Source organism: Paracoccus sp. MC1862 (assembly GCF_016617715.1).
Classification (GTDB): domain Bacteria; phylum Pseudomonadota; class Alphaproteobacteria; order Rhodobacterales; family Rhodobacteraceae; genus Paracoccus.
This window is the reverse complement of the sequence record NZ_CP067225.1, coordinates 2,355,055-2,372,945: the sequence shown is the minus strand read 5'-3', so window position 1 is coordinate 2,372,945 and position 17,891 is coordinate 2,355,055. Positions and strand designations below refer to the sequence as shown.

The following is a 17,891-nucleotide window of genomic DNA, read 5'->3' as shown; positions in this document are numbered from 1 at the left end:
GGCGGGTCATTGCCGGGACTTGCCTCTGTCAGACCGACAGGCAGACGTATTTCATCTCAAGGTAGTCCTCGATCCCGTGGCGCGAGCCCTCGCGGCCCAGACCCGACTGCTTGACCCCGCCGAAGGGGGCGACCTCGGTCGAGATGATGCCGGTGTTCACGCCGACGATGCCGTATTCCAGCGATTCCTGCACGCGGGTGATCCGGCCCACGTCGCGGGCGTAGAAATAGGCGGCAAGGCCGAAGATCGTGTCGTTGGCCTTTTCCACCACCTCGTCCTCGGTCTCGAAGCGGAACAGCGGCGCGAGCGGGCCGAAGGTTTCCTCGGTGGATACCTTGGCGTCGGCGGGCACGTTCGTCACCACGGTCGGCTGGAAGAACGACCCGCCGAGGTCGTGGCGCTTGCCGCCGGTGACGACCTGCGCGCCGCGGTCCAGCGCGTCGGCGATATGCTCCTCGACCTTTTCCACGGCATCGGCGTTGATCAGGGGGCCGGTGGTGGTGCCGTCCTTGAGGCCGTCGCCCACGGTCAGCTTGTCCACGGCCTTTGCCAGACGCTTGGCGAACTCCTCATAGACGCCGGCCTGCACGTAGATGCGGTTGGCACAGACGCAGGTCTGGCCGTTGTTGCGGAACTTGGAGGCCATCGCCCCGTCCACCGCCGCATCGAGGTCGGCGTCGTCGAAGACGATGAAGGGCGCGTTGCCACCAAGCTCCATCGAGCATTTCAGCACCTGGTCCGCCGCCTGCCGCAGCAGGATGCGGCCGACCTCGGTCGAGCCGGTGAAGGTCAGTTTCCGCACCAGCGGGTTCTCGCAGAACTCCTTGCCGATGTCCGAGGACCGCGAGGACGTGACCACCGACAGGATGCCCTTGGGCAGCCCGGCGCGTTCCCCCAGCACCGCCAGCGCCAGCGCCGACAGCGGCGTTTCGGCGGCAGGACGGGCGACGAATCCGCAGCCCACGGCCAGCGCGGGGCCGCATTTCCGGGTGATCATCGCGTTGGGGAAGTTCCAGGGCGTGATCGAGCCCACGACCCCGATCGGCTGACGCAGCACGGTGATGCGCTTGTCGGCCATGTGGCCGGGGATCGTCTCGCCATAGACGCGCTTGGCCTCCTCGCCGAACCACTCGATGAAGCTGGCGCCATAGGCGATCTCGCCCTTGGCCTCGGGCAGGGGCTTGCCCTGTTCCGCGGTCAGGATGGTGCCCAGATCGGTCTGGTTCTCCATCATCAGATCGAACCAGCGGCGCAGGACCTGCGCGCGTTCCTTGGCCGGACGCGCGGCCCAGTCCTTCATGGCCTGATGCGCGGCCTCGATGGCGCGGGCGACTTCGGGGCGCGACAGGTCGGCCACCTGCGCGATCACGTCGCCGCGGGCCGGGTTCTTCACCTCGAAGGTCTTGCCGTCGTCCGCGTCCACCCACTCGCCCGCCACGAAGGCGCGGGTTTCCAGCAGCGAGGGGTCCTTCAGCAGCGTCCGCAGGTCGGTCGAATGGGCGGTCATGGCGGGTCTCCGGGGCAGGGTTCCGTTTCCGCGCCAAGGTGAGCACCCGCGCCGCCATTGTCCAGCGTTCGCCGGAACGTGAACGAACCGTGTCCGCTTGGCCGGCATTGTTCCCGCATCCAAGGGGCAAGCGCCCCGAACCTGACGGAGATATTTCATGCGGACGTTCTTTGCGACCACGACCATTGCCGCGCTGACCATGGCGGGGGCTGCCTTCGCGCAGACCGCCGAACCTGCCCTGTCTCCCGGCGGCGCGCCCACGACGGCGACGGCCGCGACCGACCTGAACCTGCGGTCTGGCCCGCAATCGACCGCCTCGATCCTCGGCGTCATCGCCAATGGCGACGAGGTGTCTGTCGCGGGCTGCATCGAGACGGCCAACTGGTGCCAGGTCACCTACAACGGGCAAGAGGGCTGGGCCTATGGCGACTACCTGACCGCGCAGGTCGGTGAGCAGCCGCAGCCGCTTTACGAGAACCGCCAGACCGTCGGCGTGACCGTGATCGAGGCGCCCGCCCAGAACCCCGTCGAAGGCCAGAACACCGCCGTCGGCGCGGCGGGTGGTGCTGCCATGGGCGCGGTCGTGGGCGGTCCGGTCGGTGCGCTTGTGGGCGCGGCCCTCGGCGGAACGGCAGGCAACGTGGCGACCCCCGAGCCGCCGCCCGAGGTCCGCACCTACATCACCGCCAACCCGCAGCAGCCGGTGATCCTGGACGGCGAGGTTGTCGTCGGCGCGGGCATCCCGGACGCGGTGACGCTGTATGAAGTTCCCGGCCAGTCGGACTATCGCTATGTGGTCGTCAACGAACTGCCCGTGCTGGTGAACGACGAACGCCGCATCGTCTACGTTTATCGCTGATCGCCGGGGCCTCCCTCTCCCAAGGCGAAACAGGGGCGGGGCCATGTGCCTTGCCCCCTTTTCATCCGCGCCACTCGCGCCAGCAGGGCTGGCGGTCGCCGGGCGCAGGCGTGGCCTCGAAGACCCCCCGCGCCACCGCCCGCGCCAGTGTGCAGGCCGCCGCATGGCCAAGCCGAAAGGGATCGGCGGGGCGGCGGCCGGTCGAGACGGCAAAGACCAGATCCCCGTCAAAGGGGGTGTGCGAGGGCAGGATCGCCCGCGCCAGCCCGTCATGCGCCGCCACCGCCAGCCGCGTCAGCGCCGCCTTGTCCAAGCCCGCATCGGTCGCGACGATGGCAATGGTCGTGGCCTCGCCCTGCCGCTTTTCGGGGCCGGGCTCGTGGCCCGGATCGAACGGCCCGCCAAGGCCAACGCCGCCGAACTCGGCCCCCATCTCCCATGGCCCGGCCCAGAACTGCCCCGAGGGCGCCGTGACGGACCCCAGCGCGTTGACCGCCACCAGCGCCCCTACGGTCGTCCCGTCCTCCAGCACCGCCGAGGCCGACCCGAGGCCCCCTTTCCACCGCGCCGTCATCGCCCCCGTGCCCGCCCCTGCGGTGCCCAGGGTGAACTGCGAAGCGGCCGCCTCGAACGCCCGCCGTCCCAGCGCCGGATAAGGGCTGTCCTCCCACCCCTTGTCGCCGCCGTTCAGCAGGTCGAACAGGATCGCCGCGGGAACAATGGGCACAAGCGCCTCGCCCACTGCGAACCCCCGGCCCGCCGCCCGCAAGCCTGCCATCACGCCCTCCGCGGCCCCCAGCCCGAAGGCCGAGCCGCCCGCCAGCACCAGCGCATCCACCGCCTGCACCATCTTGTCGGGCGCCAGCAGGTCGGTTTCCCGCGTTCCCGGCGCGCCGCCCATCACATGGACCCCGCAGGCGAAAGGCTCGTCGGCGGTCAGCACCGTGACGCCCGACTTCAGCCGCGCATCCTGCGCGTTCCCGACCCGCAGCCCCTCGACATCGGTGATCAGGTTCGACGGTCCCGGCTGCATGCCATTCTCCTTTGTCCATATATTCCGGGATCGTCGTATGCGACGATGGGGCAGTGCCCCGGTCCGGCGACGGCAGCCGGAACCTCGCGCCGAACCACCCGCCCTTGCAAGCCGTTGTGCAACACCATCCCGCACCCTAGATCATGCGCCACAGCGACAGGAGCACGCCATGCCCACCCCCATCCACGCCATCTACAACCGTCCGCTCGATACCCCCACCCCTGCGGGCTTCGAGGAAATCGTCCTCGGCATGGGCTGCTACTGGGGCGTCGAGCGGCTGTTCTGGCAACAGCCCGGCGTCTTTCTGACCGAGGTCGGATTTGCCGGCGGCAATGTCGCGGACCCGACCTACAAGCAGGTCTGCGGCGGCCGCACCGGGCATGCCGAGGTCGTCCGTATCGTCTATGACCCCAGCCGGATCAGCACGGAACAGATCCTCAAGCTCTTCTGGGAAAACCACGATCCCACGCAGGGCAACCGGCAGGGCAACGATATCGGCGACCAGTATCGCTCGGCCATCTTCACCACCAACGACAGCCAGCTTGCCGCGGCCGAGATGACGCGCGTGGACTATGGCAACCGCCTTGCGGTCGGGGGATACGGCGGCATCACCACCCAGATCGCGCCGCTGGATCATTTCTGGCGCGCGCCCGAGGACCTGCACCAGCAGTATCTGCACAAGGTGCCTGACGGCTACTGCAACCTGCGCGGCACCGGCGTGCAGGCGTCCCAAGCCAGCGCGCTGCATGAGGCGACCGTAGGCGACGGCGATGGCAACCCGGAACCTTCGCCTTCGTCCAGCGGCGGCAGTTCGGTCGCGGCCGGCGGCGCCGTCTGATGCCCACCTGGACCGCCCTGACCCATCTGCAGGGCCGCGAAGCCGCCGAAGGACTGGCCGAGGCCTGCGAGGACCTGGACCCCGAGCCCGTCGGCACCGGCGTCTTCGAGATCGAGGACGGTTCGGACCGCTGGGAAGTCGGCGTCTATTTCACCGATCCCCCGGACGAGATCGCGCTGGCGTTGCTGGCTGCGGCCCATGCGGCGCAGCCTTTCGCCATCTCGGAACTGCCCGAGGTCGACTGGGTCGCCCATGTCCGCCGCGAGCTGACCCCGGTCGAGGCCGGGCGCTTCTTCGTTCATGGCGCCCATGACGCCGACCGCGTGCCCGAAGGGTCCGAGGCACTGCTGATCGAGGCGGCGATGGCCTTCGGCACCGGCCATCACGACACCACGCGCGGCTGCCTGCTGGCCTTGGACCGCATGATCGGGGATGGCGAGACGCCCGAGCGGGTGGCGGACATCGGTTGCGGGACGGCGGTTCTGGCGATGGCGGCGGCCAGGGTGCTGCCCGGGGTGGTGCTGGCCTCGGACATCGACCCGGTGGCGGTCGAGACGGCGCAGGCGAATGTGATCGCCAACGGCCTTGCCGGGCGGGTGGAATGCGTGATGGCCGAAGGCTTCGGCCATCCGCTGCTGCATGACGCGCGCCCTTATGACCTTGTTTTCGCAAATATCCTCAAGCAGCCGTTGATCGAGCTTGCGCCCGACATGGCCCGTCACCTCGCGCCCGGCGGCAAGGCGATCCTGTCCGGCATCCTTGTCGGTCAGGCCGAGGAGGTGGCCGCCGCCTATGCCGAGGCAGGGGTGCCGCTGCAGCGCCGCGACGATCTGGGGGAATGGGCCACGCTGGTGGTCGGACGTCCGGCGGAAGGTTGAAGCCCTGCTCAGGGTCCGTGGTTCTGACCCGTTGCGCGCATGGGGCCGGTGTCGGTGCGGGCGCGCGATTCCTCGATTGCGGACCGTGCCGCGCGCAGGTTGTCGCGGGCCGCGGCGAGGTCTCCTCGGGCGGCAGACAGCCGGTCGGGCGTGCGCGGTGGCAGGAGGGCAGGTCGTGCGGGCTCACTGGCCCGCAGGGCAAGCCAGGCTGCCAGCCAGCCCGGCAGGAAGGCTGTGAACAAGGTGCCACCGGCTGCGATCAGCAGTTCCGGCTGGTTCAGAGGGCACGTCTGGCCGCCCGGATGCGACGGATCGAGAGGGAGTCCCGTCGGAAAGGGTGCGATCCTCGGCACTGCCAATCAGGCAGTTTTTTTCGATGCACGAGTGATGCACAGGTGATGCACGGCCGATGCATACGCCTCGGCCGCATCACTCCTGCGGCCGCGCCCTCGGGCGGCGGATGCCGTCGGGCAGGGCGGTCTCGTCCGGCTCGGCGCTTTGGAACAGCGGCGGCGGGACCGGGGTGGTCAGGCGGCCGTTCTCGATGGTGACGCGGTCGGGGCGGATCGAGATGCCCTCGGCCTCGGCGATCTCGTCGGGGGTGGGACCGTCACCCGCCCCTGCCGCCGGGGCAGTGTCGCCGGAACTCCCGTCCCCGGCAACGATCGCGCCGGGTGGAGGAGGCTCGGCGGCGGGCGCCGGGCCGCCGGTCACGCCGCGGGTGATGGTGGCAGAGGGCGGGGTGCGGTCCAGCGGCTCGGGCGAGAGCAGGCGGAACTCGATCCGGCGGTTGGCCTCGCGCCCGGCGGGGGTGTCGTTGGGGCCGAGCGGGCGGGTCTCGCCATAGCCCACGGCGACCATCTGCGCGGTGTCGATGCCGCCCCCGGCCATGGCATCCAGCACGGCCTGGGCGCGCTGGGCGGAAAGCTCGCGGTTGAAGCTGTCGGCGCCCTGCGAATCGGTATGGCCGCCGATCTCGATGCGGAAGCCGGAACAGCGGGCCATGGTCGCGGCCAGCGCCTCGATGACCGGGGCCACGTCGCCCGCGATGACGGCGCGGTTCGGCTCGAAGCCGATGGCGGATTGCTGCACCGTGGCGTTCAGCGCGTCCACGCAGTCGGTCCCCGAGGGCAGGTCCACCGCCGGGTCCAGCCGGGGGTCGTAGATCAGCGACAGTTCATAGACCGCCCCCGACCCCAGCCGCGCCGCCAGCAGATCGGCGATCTGCGGCGCGGCGGTGGGGCTGGCGGTGGTGCCGGCAAGCCGGATCAGGTCGGGCGTGACCGTGGCCGTCCCCTGCTCCATCGCGTCCATCGCCTCGAGCGCGGCGAAGACGCGGGCGGTCCAGCCGGGCGGCGCATCGGGGCGCACCGTCAGGCCGCTGTCCACCGCCCCGAAGCGGGCGCCGGCAAGGCTTGCCAGCGCGTCGCCCGTGCCCTGGTCGGCGATGGTGCCGCGCAGCCGGATGCCCTCGCCATCCGCGACGGCGACAAAACCCGGCGGCGGATTGTCCGCGTCCGGCGGCGGGGCGAGCGTGGCGTCCAGCGTGAAGCCGGGGGGCAGGGCCTCGGCCAGCCGGTCGCGGGCGGCGGCGAAACCCTCGGGCGGCACGTCATGAGGGGCGGCCAGCGTCACCCGCAGGTCGCGGATCGCCAGTCGCCCCTGCGGCAGCGCATTCAGCGCGGCGATGCCCGCGACCGCGGCATCGGCCCAGTCCGGCGAGGGCGCGCCCAGCCCCAGCGGGCAGGGCGCCGCATCGGCCCCGGCCTGCGCGGCGGCCGACAGGATGCGCCCCAGCGCAGGCTCGGTATCGGCGGCGCAGCGGTCCAGGCGCGTGCCCTCGGGCGTCCTGACCAGTTCAAGCGCAAAGGGCGAGATCAGCGGGCGCGGCGCGGAAATGTCGGTGACAAGGGTGACGCCTTCGGGGACCGCCGCCGCGAGCGATTGTTCCAGCCGCGTCTTTTCGCCCTCGCCATCGGTGATGGCGTCGATCCGCACATGGCCGGGCGTGACCGCGATCTTGGCGCGCGGCATCTGCCCGGCGGCCTTGACGGCGAAGGCCACGGCCTCGTCCCAGCCCTCGGGGGCGGGGTGGTCGGCGGTTTCCAGCAGGTCGGTCAGTCCGCCGGTCCCCGCCGCGCGTTCCAGCCGCGCCAGCAGGCCGTCGCGGTCCATGGCCGCGGGGGCAAGGCCGATGACCGAGGTGCCGGCTTCGCCCCGCAGCACCTCGAACCGGAAGGAGGGGGGCGCGGTTTCGGGGGGGCGGGGAACCTGCGTCGCGTCCTCGATCCGGGCGAAGCGCGCGGCCTCGGTCGCCAGCGCCACGGCGCGGATGCGCTGCACCTCGTCGGGGGCGGTGCCGGTCAGGCGCAGGGTCAGGCCGTCGGCCTCGGCCCCGGCCCAGCCGGCCCCGGCCTGATCCAGCGCCGCCTGCACCTGCGCCAGCGTGTGCCGTTCAAAGGCGGGAACGGCCCGGCGGCCGGCCTCGTAGGCCGCGACCGCGCCCGAGGCCAGCAGCACCAGCCCCAGGAACCAGTTCCGCGCGCGGCGGGGTTTGGACGTCCCTTCGCCCATCACCGGGCCTTTCGTTCTTGATCCCGCCCGACATGGGCGCGCGGGGTGGGTTCGGCAATCACGCCAGCCCGGCGAGGAACAGCGCGCCCGCGACGATCAGCCCCGCGTCGCGGTTGGACCGGAACAGCCGCAGCAGCGCCGGGCTGTCGCCGGGGTCGAACCGGCGCAACTGCCACGACAGATGCAGGGCGAAGCCCGCGATCCCGGCGGTGCCGATCACCGCCTGCAGGACCGAGGGCCGGGTCGCCGCAACCGCCGCCGCCAGCAGCACGACCGCGCCCGCGGCAAAGCCCAGAAGCCAGCGCGGACTGTCCTTGCCGAACAGCCGGGCGGTGGACTTGACCCCGATCAGGGCGTCATCCTCGGCGTCCTGGTGGGCGTAGATGGTGTCGTAGAACAGCGTCCAGAGGATGCCCGCCGCATAGGCCAGCACTGGCGCCGGGTGCAGGGTGCCGCCATGCGCGGCAAAGGCCACCAGCACCCCCCAGTTGAAGGCGAGGCCCAGGAAGACCTGCGGCCACCAGGTGAAGCGCTTGGCAAAGGGATAGACCGCGACCAGCGCCAGCGAGGCCACCCCCAGCGCGATGGCCGCCGCGTTCATGGTGAACAGGATCAGCGCGCCTATGGCGAGTTGCGCCCCCAGCCAGATGAAGGTGCCCCGCAGCGTGACCTGCCCCGAGGGCAGCGGGCGCGAGCGGGTGCGCGCGACCGAGCCGTCGATGTCGCGGTCGGTGATGTCGTTCCAGGTGCAGCCCGCCCCCCGCATCACCACAGATCCGATGGCGCAGGCGATCACGACCCACAGGTCCACCCACAACGGCCGGTCGGCCATCATCGCAAGCCCCGTTCCCCACCAGCAGGGCAGCAGCAGAAGCCACGTCCCGATGGGCCGGTCGGCGCGGCTGAGGCGCAGCCAGGGGCGGGACGCGGGCGGGGCCAGCCGGTCCACCCAGTTGCCGCGCGGCGCATCCGCAACCGTTGCCATGGCCTGTGGCGTTGAGACATCAGACTGCATAGGGTCCGCCGTCATGGGAAAGATCAGGCTTTACATAGATCACCGCTTCGCCCCGGGACAACCCGTGCCCTTGGACACGGACCAGTCACATTATCTTTCAACGGTGATGCGGCTGGGTTCGGGCGCCGAGATCGCGGTCTTCAACGGGCGCGACGGCGAATGGACGGCGCGGCTGGTTTCGGCGGGCAAGCGGGGCGGAGAGGTCGAGCTTGTGGGGCAGGTCGCGCCGCAGCTTGATCCGCCGGACCTGTGGCTGGTCTTCGCGCCGATCAAGAAGGCGCGGACCGATTTCATCGTGGAAAAGGCGGCGGAACTGGGGGCGGCACGCATCCTGCCGGTGCAGACCGACCATACCAATTCGGAACGCATCCGGCAGGACCGGCTGCAGGCCCATGCCGTGGAAGCCGCCGAGCAATGCGGCGGCACCTTTGTCCCGCCGGTCGACGCCCTGCTGCCGCTGGGGCGGCTGCTGGACGGCTGGGATCAGGGGCGGCGCATCCTCTGGGCGGACGAGGCGCTGGCGGGGCCGGCCGAGACCCTGGCGGGGTTGCCCGGCGGTCCATGGGCGGTGCTGATCGGGCCGGAGGGGGGATGGTCGGAGGCCGAGCGGCAGCGGCTTGCGGGGATGGGTTGCGTCCACCGGGTCAGCCTCGGCCCGCGGGTGCTGCGCGCTGATACGGCGGCCGTAGCGGCGCTGACCCTGTGGCAGGTGGCACTAGGGGACTGGCGCTGAGGCGCAGGACAATGGCTGCGACAAAGCGGCGCTCTTGCGCAAGGAAACTGCGGGAAGTGCTGTGTCTCGGAAGTTTTCTTCGAGAGGAGCGGCTTCTGACGCAAGGGCAAACGCAGCTTTGTACGCTGTCGAGCTATGTTAACGAAACGTAAACAAGCACTTGCTATGCATTTTCTGCATGGCTGAGCTTCGGGTTCGGACGTGGTCGGAGCGTGGCCCGGGGCCTATATCAGGGGCACTGATGAACATCGCCCGCGATTGGCGCGGGCCGCAAGAAAAATGGGTTCCTGACATGTCGGCCATCGATACCTTCCGCGCCATTCCGGCGGCGCGTCCTGCCGGTATTTTCGATCGCATCTCCACCACCGTCCGCTATTGGGCAGACGTGCGCGAGACGCGCAACCAGTTGAACGCCCTGTCCGACCGCGAACTGGCCGACATCGGCCTGAACCGCGGCGAGATCGAGCGCGTCGCCCGCGGTCTCTGATCCTTTCATTTCAAGAACGACGAAGCCGGGGCCGCCATCAGGCGCGCCCCGGCTTTTTCATGTCCGAAGGGGCTGACCCCGTTCAGACCCCCGCCTCGACGATGGCGCGGGCCAGGATCGGCACGCTGTCGCGGTTCAGACCGGCGATGTTCAGTCGCGAATCGCCCACCATGTAGATGGCATTGTCGTCCTTCATCTTCGCAACCTGCTCGGGCGTGGCGCCCAGGCGCGAGAACATGCCGCGGTGCTGCTCGATGAAGTCGAAGCGGTCGCTGCCGGTGAGGTTCCGCAGTTCCTCGGCAAGCTGTTGGCGCAGGGCGAGCATTCCCAGCCGGACCTCCTCAAGCTCGGCCTTCCAGTCGGCGGAAAGCGCCTCGTCGTCGAGGATCACCTGGACGATCCGCGCGCCGTGGTCGGGCGGGAAGCTGTAGTTCTGGCGGTTCAGGTAGGCCATCGTCCCCTGCGCCAGATCGCGCGCGCCCGCGTCCCTGACCTGCGCCAGCAGCATCCCCGTCCGTTCGCGGTAGATGCCGAAGTTCTTGGAGCAGGAGGCCGCGACCAGCGCCTCGGGCGTGCGGCTGAGGATCAGGCGGGTGCCGGCCGCGTCTTCCTCCAGCCCGTCGCCGAAGCCCTGGTAGGCGAGATCCACCAGCGGCACCGCGCCGGTGCGGTCGAGAATGCCTGCCACCTCGGCCCATTGGTCCATGCTCAGGTTCGCGCCGGTCGGGTTGTGGCAGCAGCCGTGCAGCAATACGAGGTCGCCCTTCTGGGCGCGGCCCAGATCGGCCTTCATCCCCTCGAAATCGACGCCGCGGGTGGCGTCGTCGAAATAGCGGTATTCGACGAAAGGCACGCCCATGAATTTCAGGATCGACAGATGGTTGGGCCAGGTCGGGTCCGAGACATGGACGGTCAGGTCCGGGTTGCCGATCCGCGCCAGTTCCAGCGCCTGCCGGATCGCGCCGGTGCCGCCGACGGTGGACAGCGCCGCCGTGCGGCTGTCGTCCAGCCCCTCGCCCAGCACCATCCGCGACAGCGCGTTCAGATAGGCCGGTTCTCCCGCAAGCGCGGTATAGGCCTTGGTGGTCTCGGCTTCCCAGATGCGGCGCTCGGCGTCCTTGACGGCCCGCATCACCGGGGTCAGCCCGGTCGGGTCCTTGTAGACGCCCACGCCCAGGTCGATCTTGCCCTGCCGGGTGTCGGCCCGGAACTCGCCCATCAGGGCGAGGATCTTGTCGGGGGCTTGGGGCTGCAGGTTGCCGAACATTCAGGCGTCTCCGGTTGCGATCTTGAGGTCGGGGTAGCTGCCCCATTCGGCCCAGGCCCCGTCGTAGAGCGACCAGTCCCGCTTGCCCAGGCGTTCCAGCGCCAGCGCAAGGCTGGCCGCGGTGACGCCAGAGCCGCAGGTGGTGATCGCAGGGCGCGCAAGATCCACGCCTGCCGATTCGAAGACGGCGCGCAACTCGTCCACCGGCTTCATGGTGCCGTCGGGGGTGTAAAGCTGGCCCACGGGGACGTTCTTCGCGCCGGGGATATGGCCCGCGCGCAGGCCGGGGCGGGGCTCGGGCTCGTCGCCGCGGAATCGGGCTACGCTGCGGGCGTCGATGATCTGGTGGTCGCCCAGCTTGGCCGCTGCCGCCACCTGTGTCACGTCGCGGACCAGTCCCGCCTGCCGCTGCACGGTCATGTGGCGGTCGCGGGTGATCGGGGGCATGTCCTCGACCGGGCGGCCCTCGGCCTGCCATTTGGCAAAGCCGCCGTCCAGCATCGCCACGTCGGTCTTGCCCATCAGACGGAAGATCCACCAGACGCGGGCCGCCGAATGGACGTCCGAGTTGTCGTAGATCACGACCTGATGGCCGTCGCCGATGCCCATCGCCCGCAGGCGGCTGACGAACATCTCGGGCTGGGGGGCCATGTGGGGCAGGGGGCTGCGGGTGTCCGCGATGGCGTCGATGTCGAAGAAACGCGCGCCGGGGATATGGGCGGCCTCGTATTCGGCGCGGGCGTCGCGGCCCGTTGCGGGCATGTGCCAGCTTGCGTCGATGACGCGCAGGTCGGGGTCGTCCAGATGTGCCGCCAGCCAGTCGGTCGACACCAGCGTCTTCGGATCGTCCATCCCTTGTCTCCTCGGTCCCCAGCCACCGCGGGCTTTCTTAGCCTTGACGCGCGGGCAGGACAACGGCCCTTGACCGCGCGTCCGCATGGGGCGCATCCATGCGGCATGGACCTGCAACGCTTTCACGACGCGCAGGCGCGCGACCAGTCCCGCGCGGTGGCGGAACTGCGGGCAGGCCGGAAGGTCAGCCACTGGATGTGGTATGTCTTTCCGCAGCTTGCCGCGCTGGGGCGGTCGGGGACGGCGAAGCACTACGGCATCCGCGACATGGCCGAGGCGCGGGCCTACCTGGCCGATCCGGTGCTGGCGGCAAACCTGCGCGAGGCCGCCGAGGCGATGCTGGAAAACGAGGGCCGCCCGCCCGAGGCGGTGCTGGGCCCGGTCGATGCGATGAAGCTGCGGTCCTGCGCCACGCTGTTCCGCGAGGCGGGCGGGGGCGAGGTCTTCGACCGGCTGCTGGCAGAGTTCTACGAGGGCGAGGCGGACCCGGCCACGCTGGCGGCGCTGCGGTAGCAGGGAACGGATGCGGTCTGCGCCTAAGGATTGGGGGTTCCCATCAGGGGCAGAAGCAGGACAGCCAAGGCAGCGACCAGGCCAATCACAAGACCGATGCCCAGAAATGGAGCGATCTCATGAACGAAGTTGAACCAGGGTCCACGCCTTTGCCGACGAAGCAGCCGCTCGGCCATGAGTTTGCGTTCCTCGGCCATCAGCCTGTCGGCCTCGGCGTTCAGCCGGCGCGTTTCTGCCAGCAACCGGTCCAGATCGGTCTTGGTGTCGCTCATCCCTGATCCGCAAGCCTAAGGTGGCACTCGGTTTCCAATGTGCACCGACATCGCAGCTCACGCCAGTGGCTGAACAGGCAGGGCCGTCTCAGCCCTGCTTCAGCAGGCGCTGCTTTTCGCGGCCCCAGTCGCGCTTGGCCTCGGTCGCGCGCTTGTCGTGGTTCTTCTTGCCCTTGGCGATGCCCAGCTTCAGCTTCACGATGCCCCGGTGGTTGAAATACATCACCAGCGGGACCAGCGTCATGCCTTCGCGTCCCGTGGCCTGCCACAGCCGCGACAGTTCCTTGCGGCTGACCAGCAACTTGCGGTGGCGGCGTTCCTCATGCCCGAAGATGCCCGCCTGCTTGTAGGAGGAGATGTAGCCGTTGATCAGCCACAACTCGCCCTGTTCCACGCTGGCGTAGCTTTCGGCGATGTTGGACTGGCCGGTGCGCAGCGCCTTCACCTCGGAGCCGGTGAGGATGATGCCCACCTCGATGTCGCTCTCGATGAAGTAATCGAAGCGCGCCCGCCGGTTCTCGGCGATCACCTTGTAGTTCGGGTCGGATTTTGCCTGGGCCATGGTCGGCGTGAGATAGGGGCGCGGGCGGCCGCTGTAAAGCTGCGGGCTTGCCCTTGGCGCGTCTTGCCCCCAGTTTGCGCGCGATTTGCGACAAGGGGGCGAGGCGATGCGGCACGGCGGACGGATACTGGCGGATGCGCTGAAGGCGCATGGGGTGGAACGGGTCTTCTCGGTTCCCGGCGAAAGCTTCCTTGCCGCGCTGGACGGGCTTTACGACGCAGGGATTCCGAACACCGTCTGCCGCCAGGAAGGCGGGGCGGCGATGATGGCCGAGGCCTGGGGCAAGATGACCGGGCGGCCGGGCATCTGCTTTGTCACCCGCGGGCCGGGGGCCACCAACGCCAGCGCCGGGGTCCATGTGGCCAGGCAGGATTCGACGCCGATGATCCTGTTCGTGGGCCAGATCGCGCGGGACACCCGCGACCGCGAGGCGTTTCAGGAGGTCGATTATCGGCAGATGTTCGGAAGCCTCGCCAAGTGGGTGGCCGAGATCGACGACACCGACCGCATCCCCGAATATGTCGCCCGTGCCTTCGATCTCGCCCTGTCCGGCCGCCCCGGCCCGGTGGTGCTGGCGCTGCCCGAGGACATGCTGTCAGCCGAATCGGGCGCCCCCGACCTGATGCCCGCGCCGCGCCCGGTTCCCGGCATTTCCGAGGCGCAGCTTGCCGCGATCACCGGGGCGCTGGCCGGGGCCGAGCGGCCGCTGGTGATTCCCGGCGGCTCGATCTGGACGCAGGAGGACGGCGACCGGCTGGCGCGCTTCGCGGCAGGCTGGGGCCTGCCGGTCGCCGTGCCCTTCCGCCGCCAGTATCTGATCGACAACCGCTTGCCGAACTACGTGGGCGATCTGGGCGTGGGCATGAACCCGAAGCTGGGCGAGGCGCTGAGGGAAGCGGATTGCATCCTGTCGCTCGGCTCGCGGCTGGGGGACACGCTGACGAACGGCTATGACCTGATGAGCCCGAAGGGGCAGGGCAAGCGCATCATCCACGTCTACCCGGACCCCGACGAGATCGGCCATCTCTGGCGCGCCGATCCCGGCATCGCCGCCTGCCCCCGCGCCGTGCTGAAGGCGCTGGCCGAGGCGCCGGCGCCGCGCCAGTGGAGCGACTGGACCGCGGAACTGCGAGCTAACTACGAGGCATGGCGCCAGCCGAAGGAAACCCCCGGCGCGGTGAAGATGGAGCGGGTGATCACCTGGCTGTCCGACAACCTGCCCGAGGATGCCATCATCACCAACGGCGCGGGCAACTTCGCGTCCTTCATCCACCGCTATTTCCAGTTCAAGCGGGGCGAGACGCAGCTTGCGCCGACCTCGGGGTCGATGGGCTACGGGTTGCCGGCGGCGGTGGCGGCCAAGATCCGGCACCCGGACCGCACGGTCGTCTGCGTGGCGGGCGACGGCGACATTCAGATGACGGTGAACGAGCTTTCCACGGCGGCGCAGGAGGGCGCGGCGGTGATCGTGATCGTGGCGAACAACGGCCGCTACGGCACGATCCGCATGCATCAGGAAAAGCACTATTCGGGGCGCGTCTCGGGCACCGACCTGTTCAACCCCGACTTCGCCGCGCTGGCCCGCGCCTACGGCGGGCATGGCGAGTTGGTGGAACGCGACGAGGACTTCGCCGGGGCCTTCCAGCGGGCGCAGGACGCGGGGACACTTGCCGTGATCGAGTTGCGGCTGGACCCCGAGGCGCTGACGACCGGCGCGACGCTGTCCGAGACCCGCGCGGCAGGCATGGCGGCAACGGCGAAGCCCGCGCCTGAGCCTGCGCCGGCTGTGGCCGACAACACTGCCGAGCCGCCTGCGTCACGAGGGTTGCTTGGCCGCCTTTTCGGCAAGGACTAGGACGTTGCCAGGCGCGCAGCGACGGCTTTCCATGCCAGCGGTGCCCCTTTCAGGGCCTTGATGCACGCGCGCCGCGCGGCAGGAGTGCAGGGCGGCCTTCGCGCAGACGGGGTTGCGAGAACGGCGGATTTGCGCTTCTGATCCGGGCATGAAACCGACCCTCGCGCCCCTTCCCGCCAGCCTGCCCGACGCCGTGCCCTTTGTCGGTCCCGAAACGCTGGAACGCCGGCGCGGCGTGCCCTTCCGCGCCCGGCTGGGGGCGAACGAGAACGGCTTCGGCCCCTCTCCGCTGGCCATCGAGGCGATGCGGAAGGCCGCCGCCGAGGTCTGGAAATACGGCGATCCGACGAACCACGACCTCAAGGCCGCGCTTGCCGCCCATTGCGGCGTCGCCCCCGAGAATATCGTCGTGGGCGAGGGGATCGACGGGCTTCTGGGCCTTGCCGTCCGGCTGATGGTGGCACCGGGGGATCGGGTCGTCACCTCGGCGGGTGGTTATCCGACCTTCGATTTTCACGTCGCCGGCTTCGGCGGCGAACTGGTCCGCGTCCCCTATCGCGCCGATAAGCAGGACCCCGCCGCGCTGGTGGCGCAGGCCGCCGGGACCGGCGCGCGGATGGTGTATCTCTGCAACCCCGACAACCCCATGGGCGGCTGGCATCCGCCCGAGGCGATCGAGGCCGCCATCGCCGCGCTGCCGGAAGGCATCCTGCTGATCCTCGACGAAGCCTATGCCGAGTTCGCCCCCGCCCTGCCGCGCATCGACCCCGCCGACCCGCGGGTGCTGCGGATGCGGACCTTCTCCAAGGCCCACGGAATGGCTGGCGCGCGGATCGGCTATGCCATCGGCGCCCCGGACATGATCCGCGCCTTCGACCGGGTGCGGAATCATTTCGGCGTCAACAGCGTGGCGCAGGCGGGCGCGCTGGCGGCGCTGGGGGATGCCGCGCATCTGGCCGAGACCGTCCGGCAGGTCACGGACGCCCGCGAACGGATCGCCGCCATCGCCCGCGACAACGGCCTCAAGGCGCTGCCCTCGGCCACGAATTTCGTCGCCATCGACTGCGGCCGGGACGGCGACTCCGCCCGCGCGCTGCTGGCGGCGCTGGCCGAACAGGGAATCTTCGCCCGGATGCCCTGGGTCGCGCCGCAGAACCGCTGCATCCGCGTCAGTTGCGGGCCGGAAGCCGAACTCGATGTGTTCGCCCAGGCCCTGCCGCAAGCGCTTGCAATGGCAAGGGGCTGAAGGGGCTTCTTTCTGGCCCAAATACCCATGCGGCCGCGCCATCAGGCGCTTCGCCGGGTGGGACACGCAGCCGCTCAATGCCCGGTCGTCTGCGAAAACCCGTTGATGACCACCACCCCCGCCAGGATCAGCGCCACCCCCACCACGGCGGGCAGGTCGGGGATCTGCCGGAAGACGAAGATGCCGACGCCCAGGGTCAGGATGATTCCCAGCCCGCTCCACAGCGCATAGGCGATGCCGAGGGGCAGGAACTTCAGCGCCTGCGACAGGAAGTAGAAGGACACGAGATAGGCCACGGCCATGCCCACGGTCGGCCAGACCCGGGTGAACTGCTGCGACAGCATCAGCAGCGAGGTGCCGATCACCTCGAAGACGATGGCGACGGTCAGGACGGCGTAGGCCATGCCCCTGCCCTCAGATCAGCCCGGCATGGGCCATGGCGGCGTCGATGCGGGCGCGGGTGGGGGCGGTCAGCGGCGTCAGTGGCAGGCGCACGGTTTCCCCGCACATCCCCAGCCGCGACAGGGCGTATTTGGCGCCGACCAGACCTGGTTCGATGAAGATCGCGATATGCAGCGGCATCAGCAGGTCCTGCAGCCGCAGCGCCTCGGCATAGTCCCCGGCAAGGCAGGCCGCCTGCATCCGGGCGCAAAGCGCGGGCGCAACATTGGCCGAGACCGAAATGCAGCCCCGGCCGCCCTGCGCGTTGAAGCCATGCGCCGTCGCGTCCTCGCCCGAGATTTGCAGGAAGTCCGGGCCGCAGGTGATCCGCTGGCAGGACACCCGTTCGAGCCGGCCAGTCGCGTCCTTGACGCCGATGATGCGCGGCAGCTTCGCCAGTTCGCCCATTGTTTCCGGTGTCATGTCCACGACGGAACGGCCAGGAATGTTGTAGATGATGATCGGCCGGTCGGTCGCGTCATGGACGGCGGTGAAATGCGCGATCAGGCCCGCTTGCGTGGGCTTGTTGTAATAGGGCGTCACGATCAGCAGCCCGTCGGCACCGACCTCGCAGGCGTGCTGGGCAAGCTCGATCGCCTCATGGGTGTTGTTCGACCCCGCGCCCGCGATCACCGGCACCCGGCCGGCGGCAAGGCGGACGACGGCCTCCACCACCTCGCGGTGCTCGTCATGGCTCAGCGTCGGGCTTTCGCCCGTGGTGCCGACGGGCACAAGGCCGTGGCTGCCCTGTTCGATCTGCCATTCGACCAGCCGTTCCAGCGCGGGCCAGTCGATCTTGCCTTCGCCGGTCAAGGGGGTGACGAGAGCGGGCAGGGACCCTTGGAACATGACTCGATCCTGACGATTGTTTCGCGCGGGCATACAACCGGGCGCGCGGGTTGCCAAGCGCGCCTGCCGCGGATGTGAGTTGCCCCGGCGCCCCGCTGCCCGCAGATTGG

General features: G+C 69.8%; 19 protein-coding genes. 8 read left to right on the top strand and 11 right to left on the bottom strand.

Annotated features, from left to right (window positions below; translation table 11 throughout):
• Positions 1-28 precede the first annotated feature (28 nt).
• Positions 29-1,507, bottom strand: a complete 1,479-nt coding sequence (locus tag JGR78_RS11725) for an NAD-dependent succinate-semialdehyde dehydrogenase (protein ID WP_182792065.1) — start codon at positions 1,505-1,507, stop codon at positions 29-31.
• A 157-nt stretch (positions 1,508-1,664) separates the two neighbouring features.
• Here JGR78_RS11725 and JGR78_RS11720 point away from each other — a divergent pair, with 157 nt between their 5' ends.
• Positions 1,665-2,366, top strand: coding sequence for an SH3 domain-containing protein (locus JGR78_RS11720; protein ID WP_182792066.1), 702 nt, complete (start codon positions 1,665-1,667; stop codon positions 2,364-2,366).
• Positions 2,367-2,427: 61 nt separating this feature from the next.
• Here the strand turns inward: JGR78_RS11720 and JGR78_RS11715 are convergent, their stop codons facing one another.
• On the bottom strand, positions 2,428-3,399 hold the full coding sequence (locus tag JGR78_RS11715; RefSeq protein ID WP_182803823.1) for a P1 family peptidase: 972 nt from the start codon (positions 3,397-3,399) through the stop codon (positions 2,428-2,430).
• A gap of 169 nt (positions 3,400-3,568) precedes the next feature.
• Between JGR78_RS11715 and msrA the strand changes: the two genes are divergently transcribed.
• Complete coding sequence (gene msrA, locus JGR78_RS11710; protein WP_220495371.1) at positions 3,569-4,237, top strand: peptide-methionine (S)-S-oxide reductase MsrA; 669 nt, start codon at positions 3,569-3,571, stop codon at positions 4,235-4,237.
• Entirely contained in the window at positions 4,237-5,115 is an 879-nt protein-coding gene (locus JGR78_RS11705; RefSeq protein ID WP_182803819.1) for a 50S ribosomal protein L11 methyltransferase, read from the top strand. The genes msrA and JGR78_RS11705 overlap by 1 nt, the downstream gene beginning before the upstream one ends.
• An 8-nt stretch (positions 5,116-5,123) precedes the next feature.
• On the opposite strand, the gene JGR78_RS11700 is transcribed toward JGR78_RS11705, so the two are convergent.
• From JGR78_RS11700 to ubiA, 3 genes are all read right to left on the bottom strand, one after another.
• A complete protein-coding gene (locus JGR78_RS11700; protein ID WP_182803816.1) occupies positions 5,124-5,357 on the bottom strand; it encodes a hypothetical protein in 234 nt (77 codons plus the stop codon).
• Positions 5,358-5,544: 187 nt separating this feature from the next.
• On the bottom strand, positions 5,545-7,689 hold the full coding sequence (locus JGR78_RS11695) for an OmpA family protein (RefSeq protein WP_182803814.1): 2,145 nt from the start codon (positions 7,687-7,689) through the stop codon (positions 5,545-5,547).
• A gap of 58 nt (positions 7,690-7,747) precedes the next feature.
• Positions 7,748-8,704 (bottom strand): 4-hydroxybenzoate octaprenyltransferase, encoded by a 957-nt coding sequence (ubiA, locus tag JGR78_RS11690; protein WP_182803892.1) that lies wholly within the window; start codon positions 8,702-8,704, stop codon positions 7,748-7,750.
• A gap of 13 nt (positions 8,705-8,717) precedes the next feature.
• Between ubiA and JGR78_RS11685 the strand changes: the two genes are divergently transcribed.
• A complete protein-coding gene (locus JGR78_RS11685) occupies positions 8,718-9,437 on the top strand; it encodes a 16S rRNA (uracil(1498)-N(3))-methyltransferase (protein ID WP_182803812.1) in 720 nt (239 codons plus the stop codon).
• A 241-nt stretch (positions 9,438-9,678) separates the two neighbouring features.
• Entirely contained in the window at positions 9,679-9,924 is a 246-nt protein-coding gene (locus JGR78_RS11680; protein ID WP_370576525.1) for a DUF1127 domain-containing protein, read from the top strand.
• Between the two features lie 82 nt (positions 9,925-10,006).
• Here the strand turns inward: JGR78_RS11680 and JGR78_RS11675 are convergent, their stop codons facing one another.
• Positions 10,007-11,191: an amino acid aminotransferase gene (locus tag JGR78_RS11675; protein WP_182803810.1), complete on the bottom strand. Its 1,185-nt coding sequence runs from the start codon at positions 11,189-11,191 to the stop codon at positions 10,007-10,009.
• Positions 11,192-12,043 carry a 3-mercaptopyruvate sulfurtransferase gene (sseA, locus tag JGR78_RS11670; protein ID WP_182803808.1) on the bottom strand — a complete coding sequence of 284 codons (852 nt, stop codon included), beginning with the start codon at positions 12,041-12,043 and terminating at the stop codon, positions 11,192-11,194. It lies immediately after the preceding gene.
• Between the two features lie 69 nt (positions 12,044-12,112).
• Between sseA and JGR78_RS11665 the strand changes: the two genes are divergently transcribed.
• Positions 12,113-12,556: a DUF1810 domain-containing protein gene (locus JGR78_RS11665; RefSeq protein ID WP_234450732.1), complete on the top strand. Its 444-nt coding sequence runs from the start codon at positions 12,113-12,115 to the stop codon at positions 12,554-12,556.
• 23 nt (positions 12,557-12,579) lie between these two features.
• On the opposite strand, the gene JGR78_RS11660 is transcribed toward JGR78_RS11665, so the two are convergent.
• Together JGR78_RS11660 and smpB are read right to left on the bottom strand one after the other, a co-directional pair.
• Positions 12,580-12,828, bottom strand: a complete 249-nt coding sequence (locus tag JGR78_RS11660) for a hypothetical protein (RefSeq protein ID WP_182803803.1) — start codon at positions 12,826-12,828, stop codon at positions 12,580-12,582.
• An 88-nt stretch (positions 12,829-12,916) separates the two neighbouring features.
• A complete protein-coding gene (gene smpB / locus JGR78_RS11655) occupies positions 12,917-13,390 on the bottom strand; it encodes an SsrA-binding protein SmpB (protein ID WP_182803801.1) in 474 nt (157 codons plus the stop codon).
• Between the two features lie 106 nt (positions 13,391-13,496).
• On the opposite strand from smpB, the gene JGR78_RS11650 reads away from it, so the two are divergent.
• Positions 13,497-15,245: a thiamine pyrophosphate-binding protein gene (locus JGR78_RS11650; RefSeq protein WP_182803799.1), complete on the top strand. Its 1,749-nt coding sequence runs from the start codon at positions 13,497-13,499 to the stop codon at positions 15,243-15,245.
• Between the two features lie 148 nt (positions 15,246-15,393).
• On the top strand, positions 15,394-16,491 hold the full coding sequence (locus JGR78_RS11645; RefSeq protein WP_182792077.1) for a pyridoxal phosphate-dependent aminotransferase: 1,098 nt from the start codon (positions 15,394-15,396) through the stop codon (positions 16,489-16,491).
• 74 nt (positions 16,492-16,565) lie between these two features.
• Here JGR78_RS11645 and JGR78_RS11640 read toward each other — a convergent pair whose 3' ends face one another.
• Positions 16,566-16,895: a multidrug efflux SMR transporter gene (locus JGR78_RS11640; RefSeq protein ID WP_182803797.1), complete on the bottom strand. Its 330-nt coding sequence runs from the start codon at positions 16,893-16,895 to the stop codon at positions 16,566-16,568.
• A gap of 10 nt (positions 16,896-16,905) precedes the next feature.
• Entirely contained in the window at positions 16,906-17,781 is an 876-nt protein-coding gene (dapA, locus tag JGR78_RS11635; RefSeq protein WP_182803795.1) for a 4-hydroxy-tetrahydrodipicolinate synthase, read from the bottom strand.
• Between the last annotated feature and the right edge of the window lie 110 nt (positions 17,782-17,891).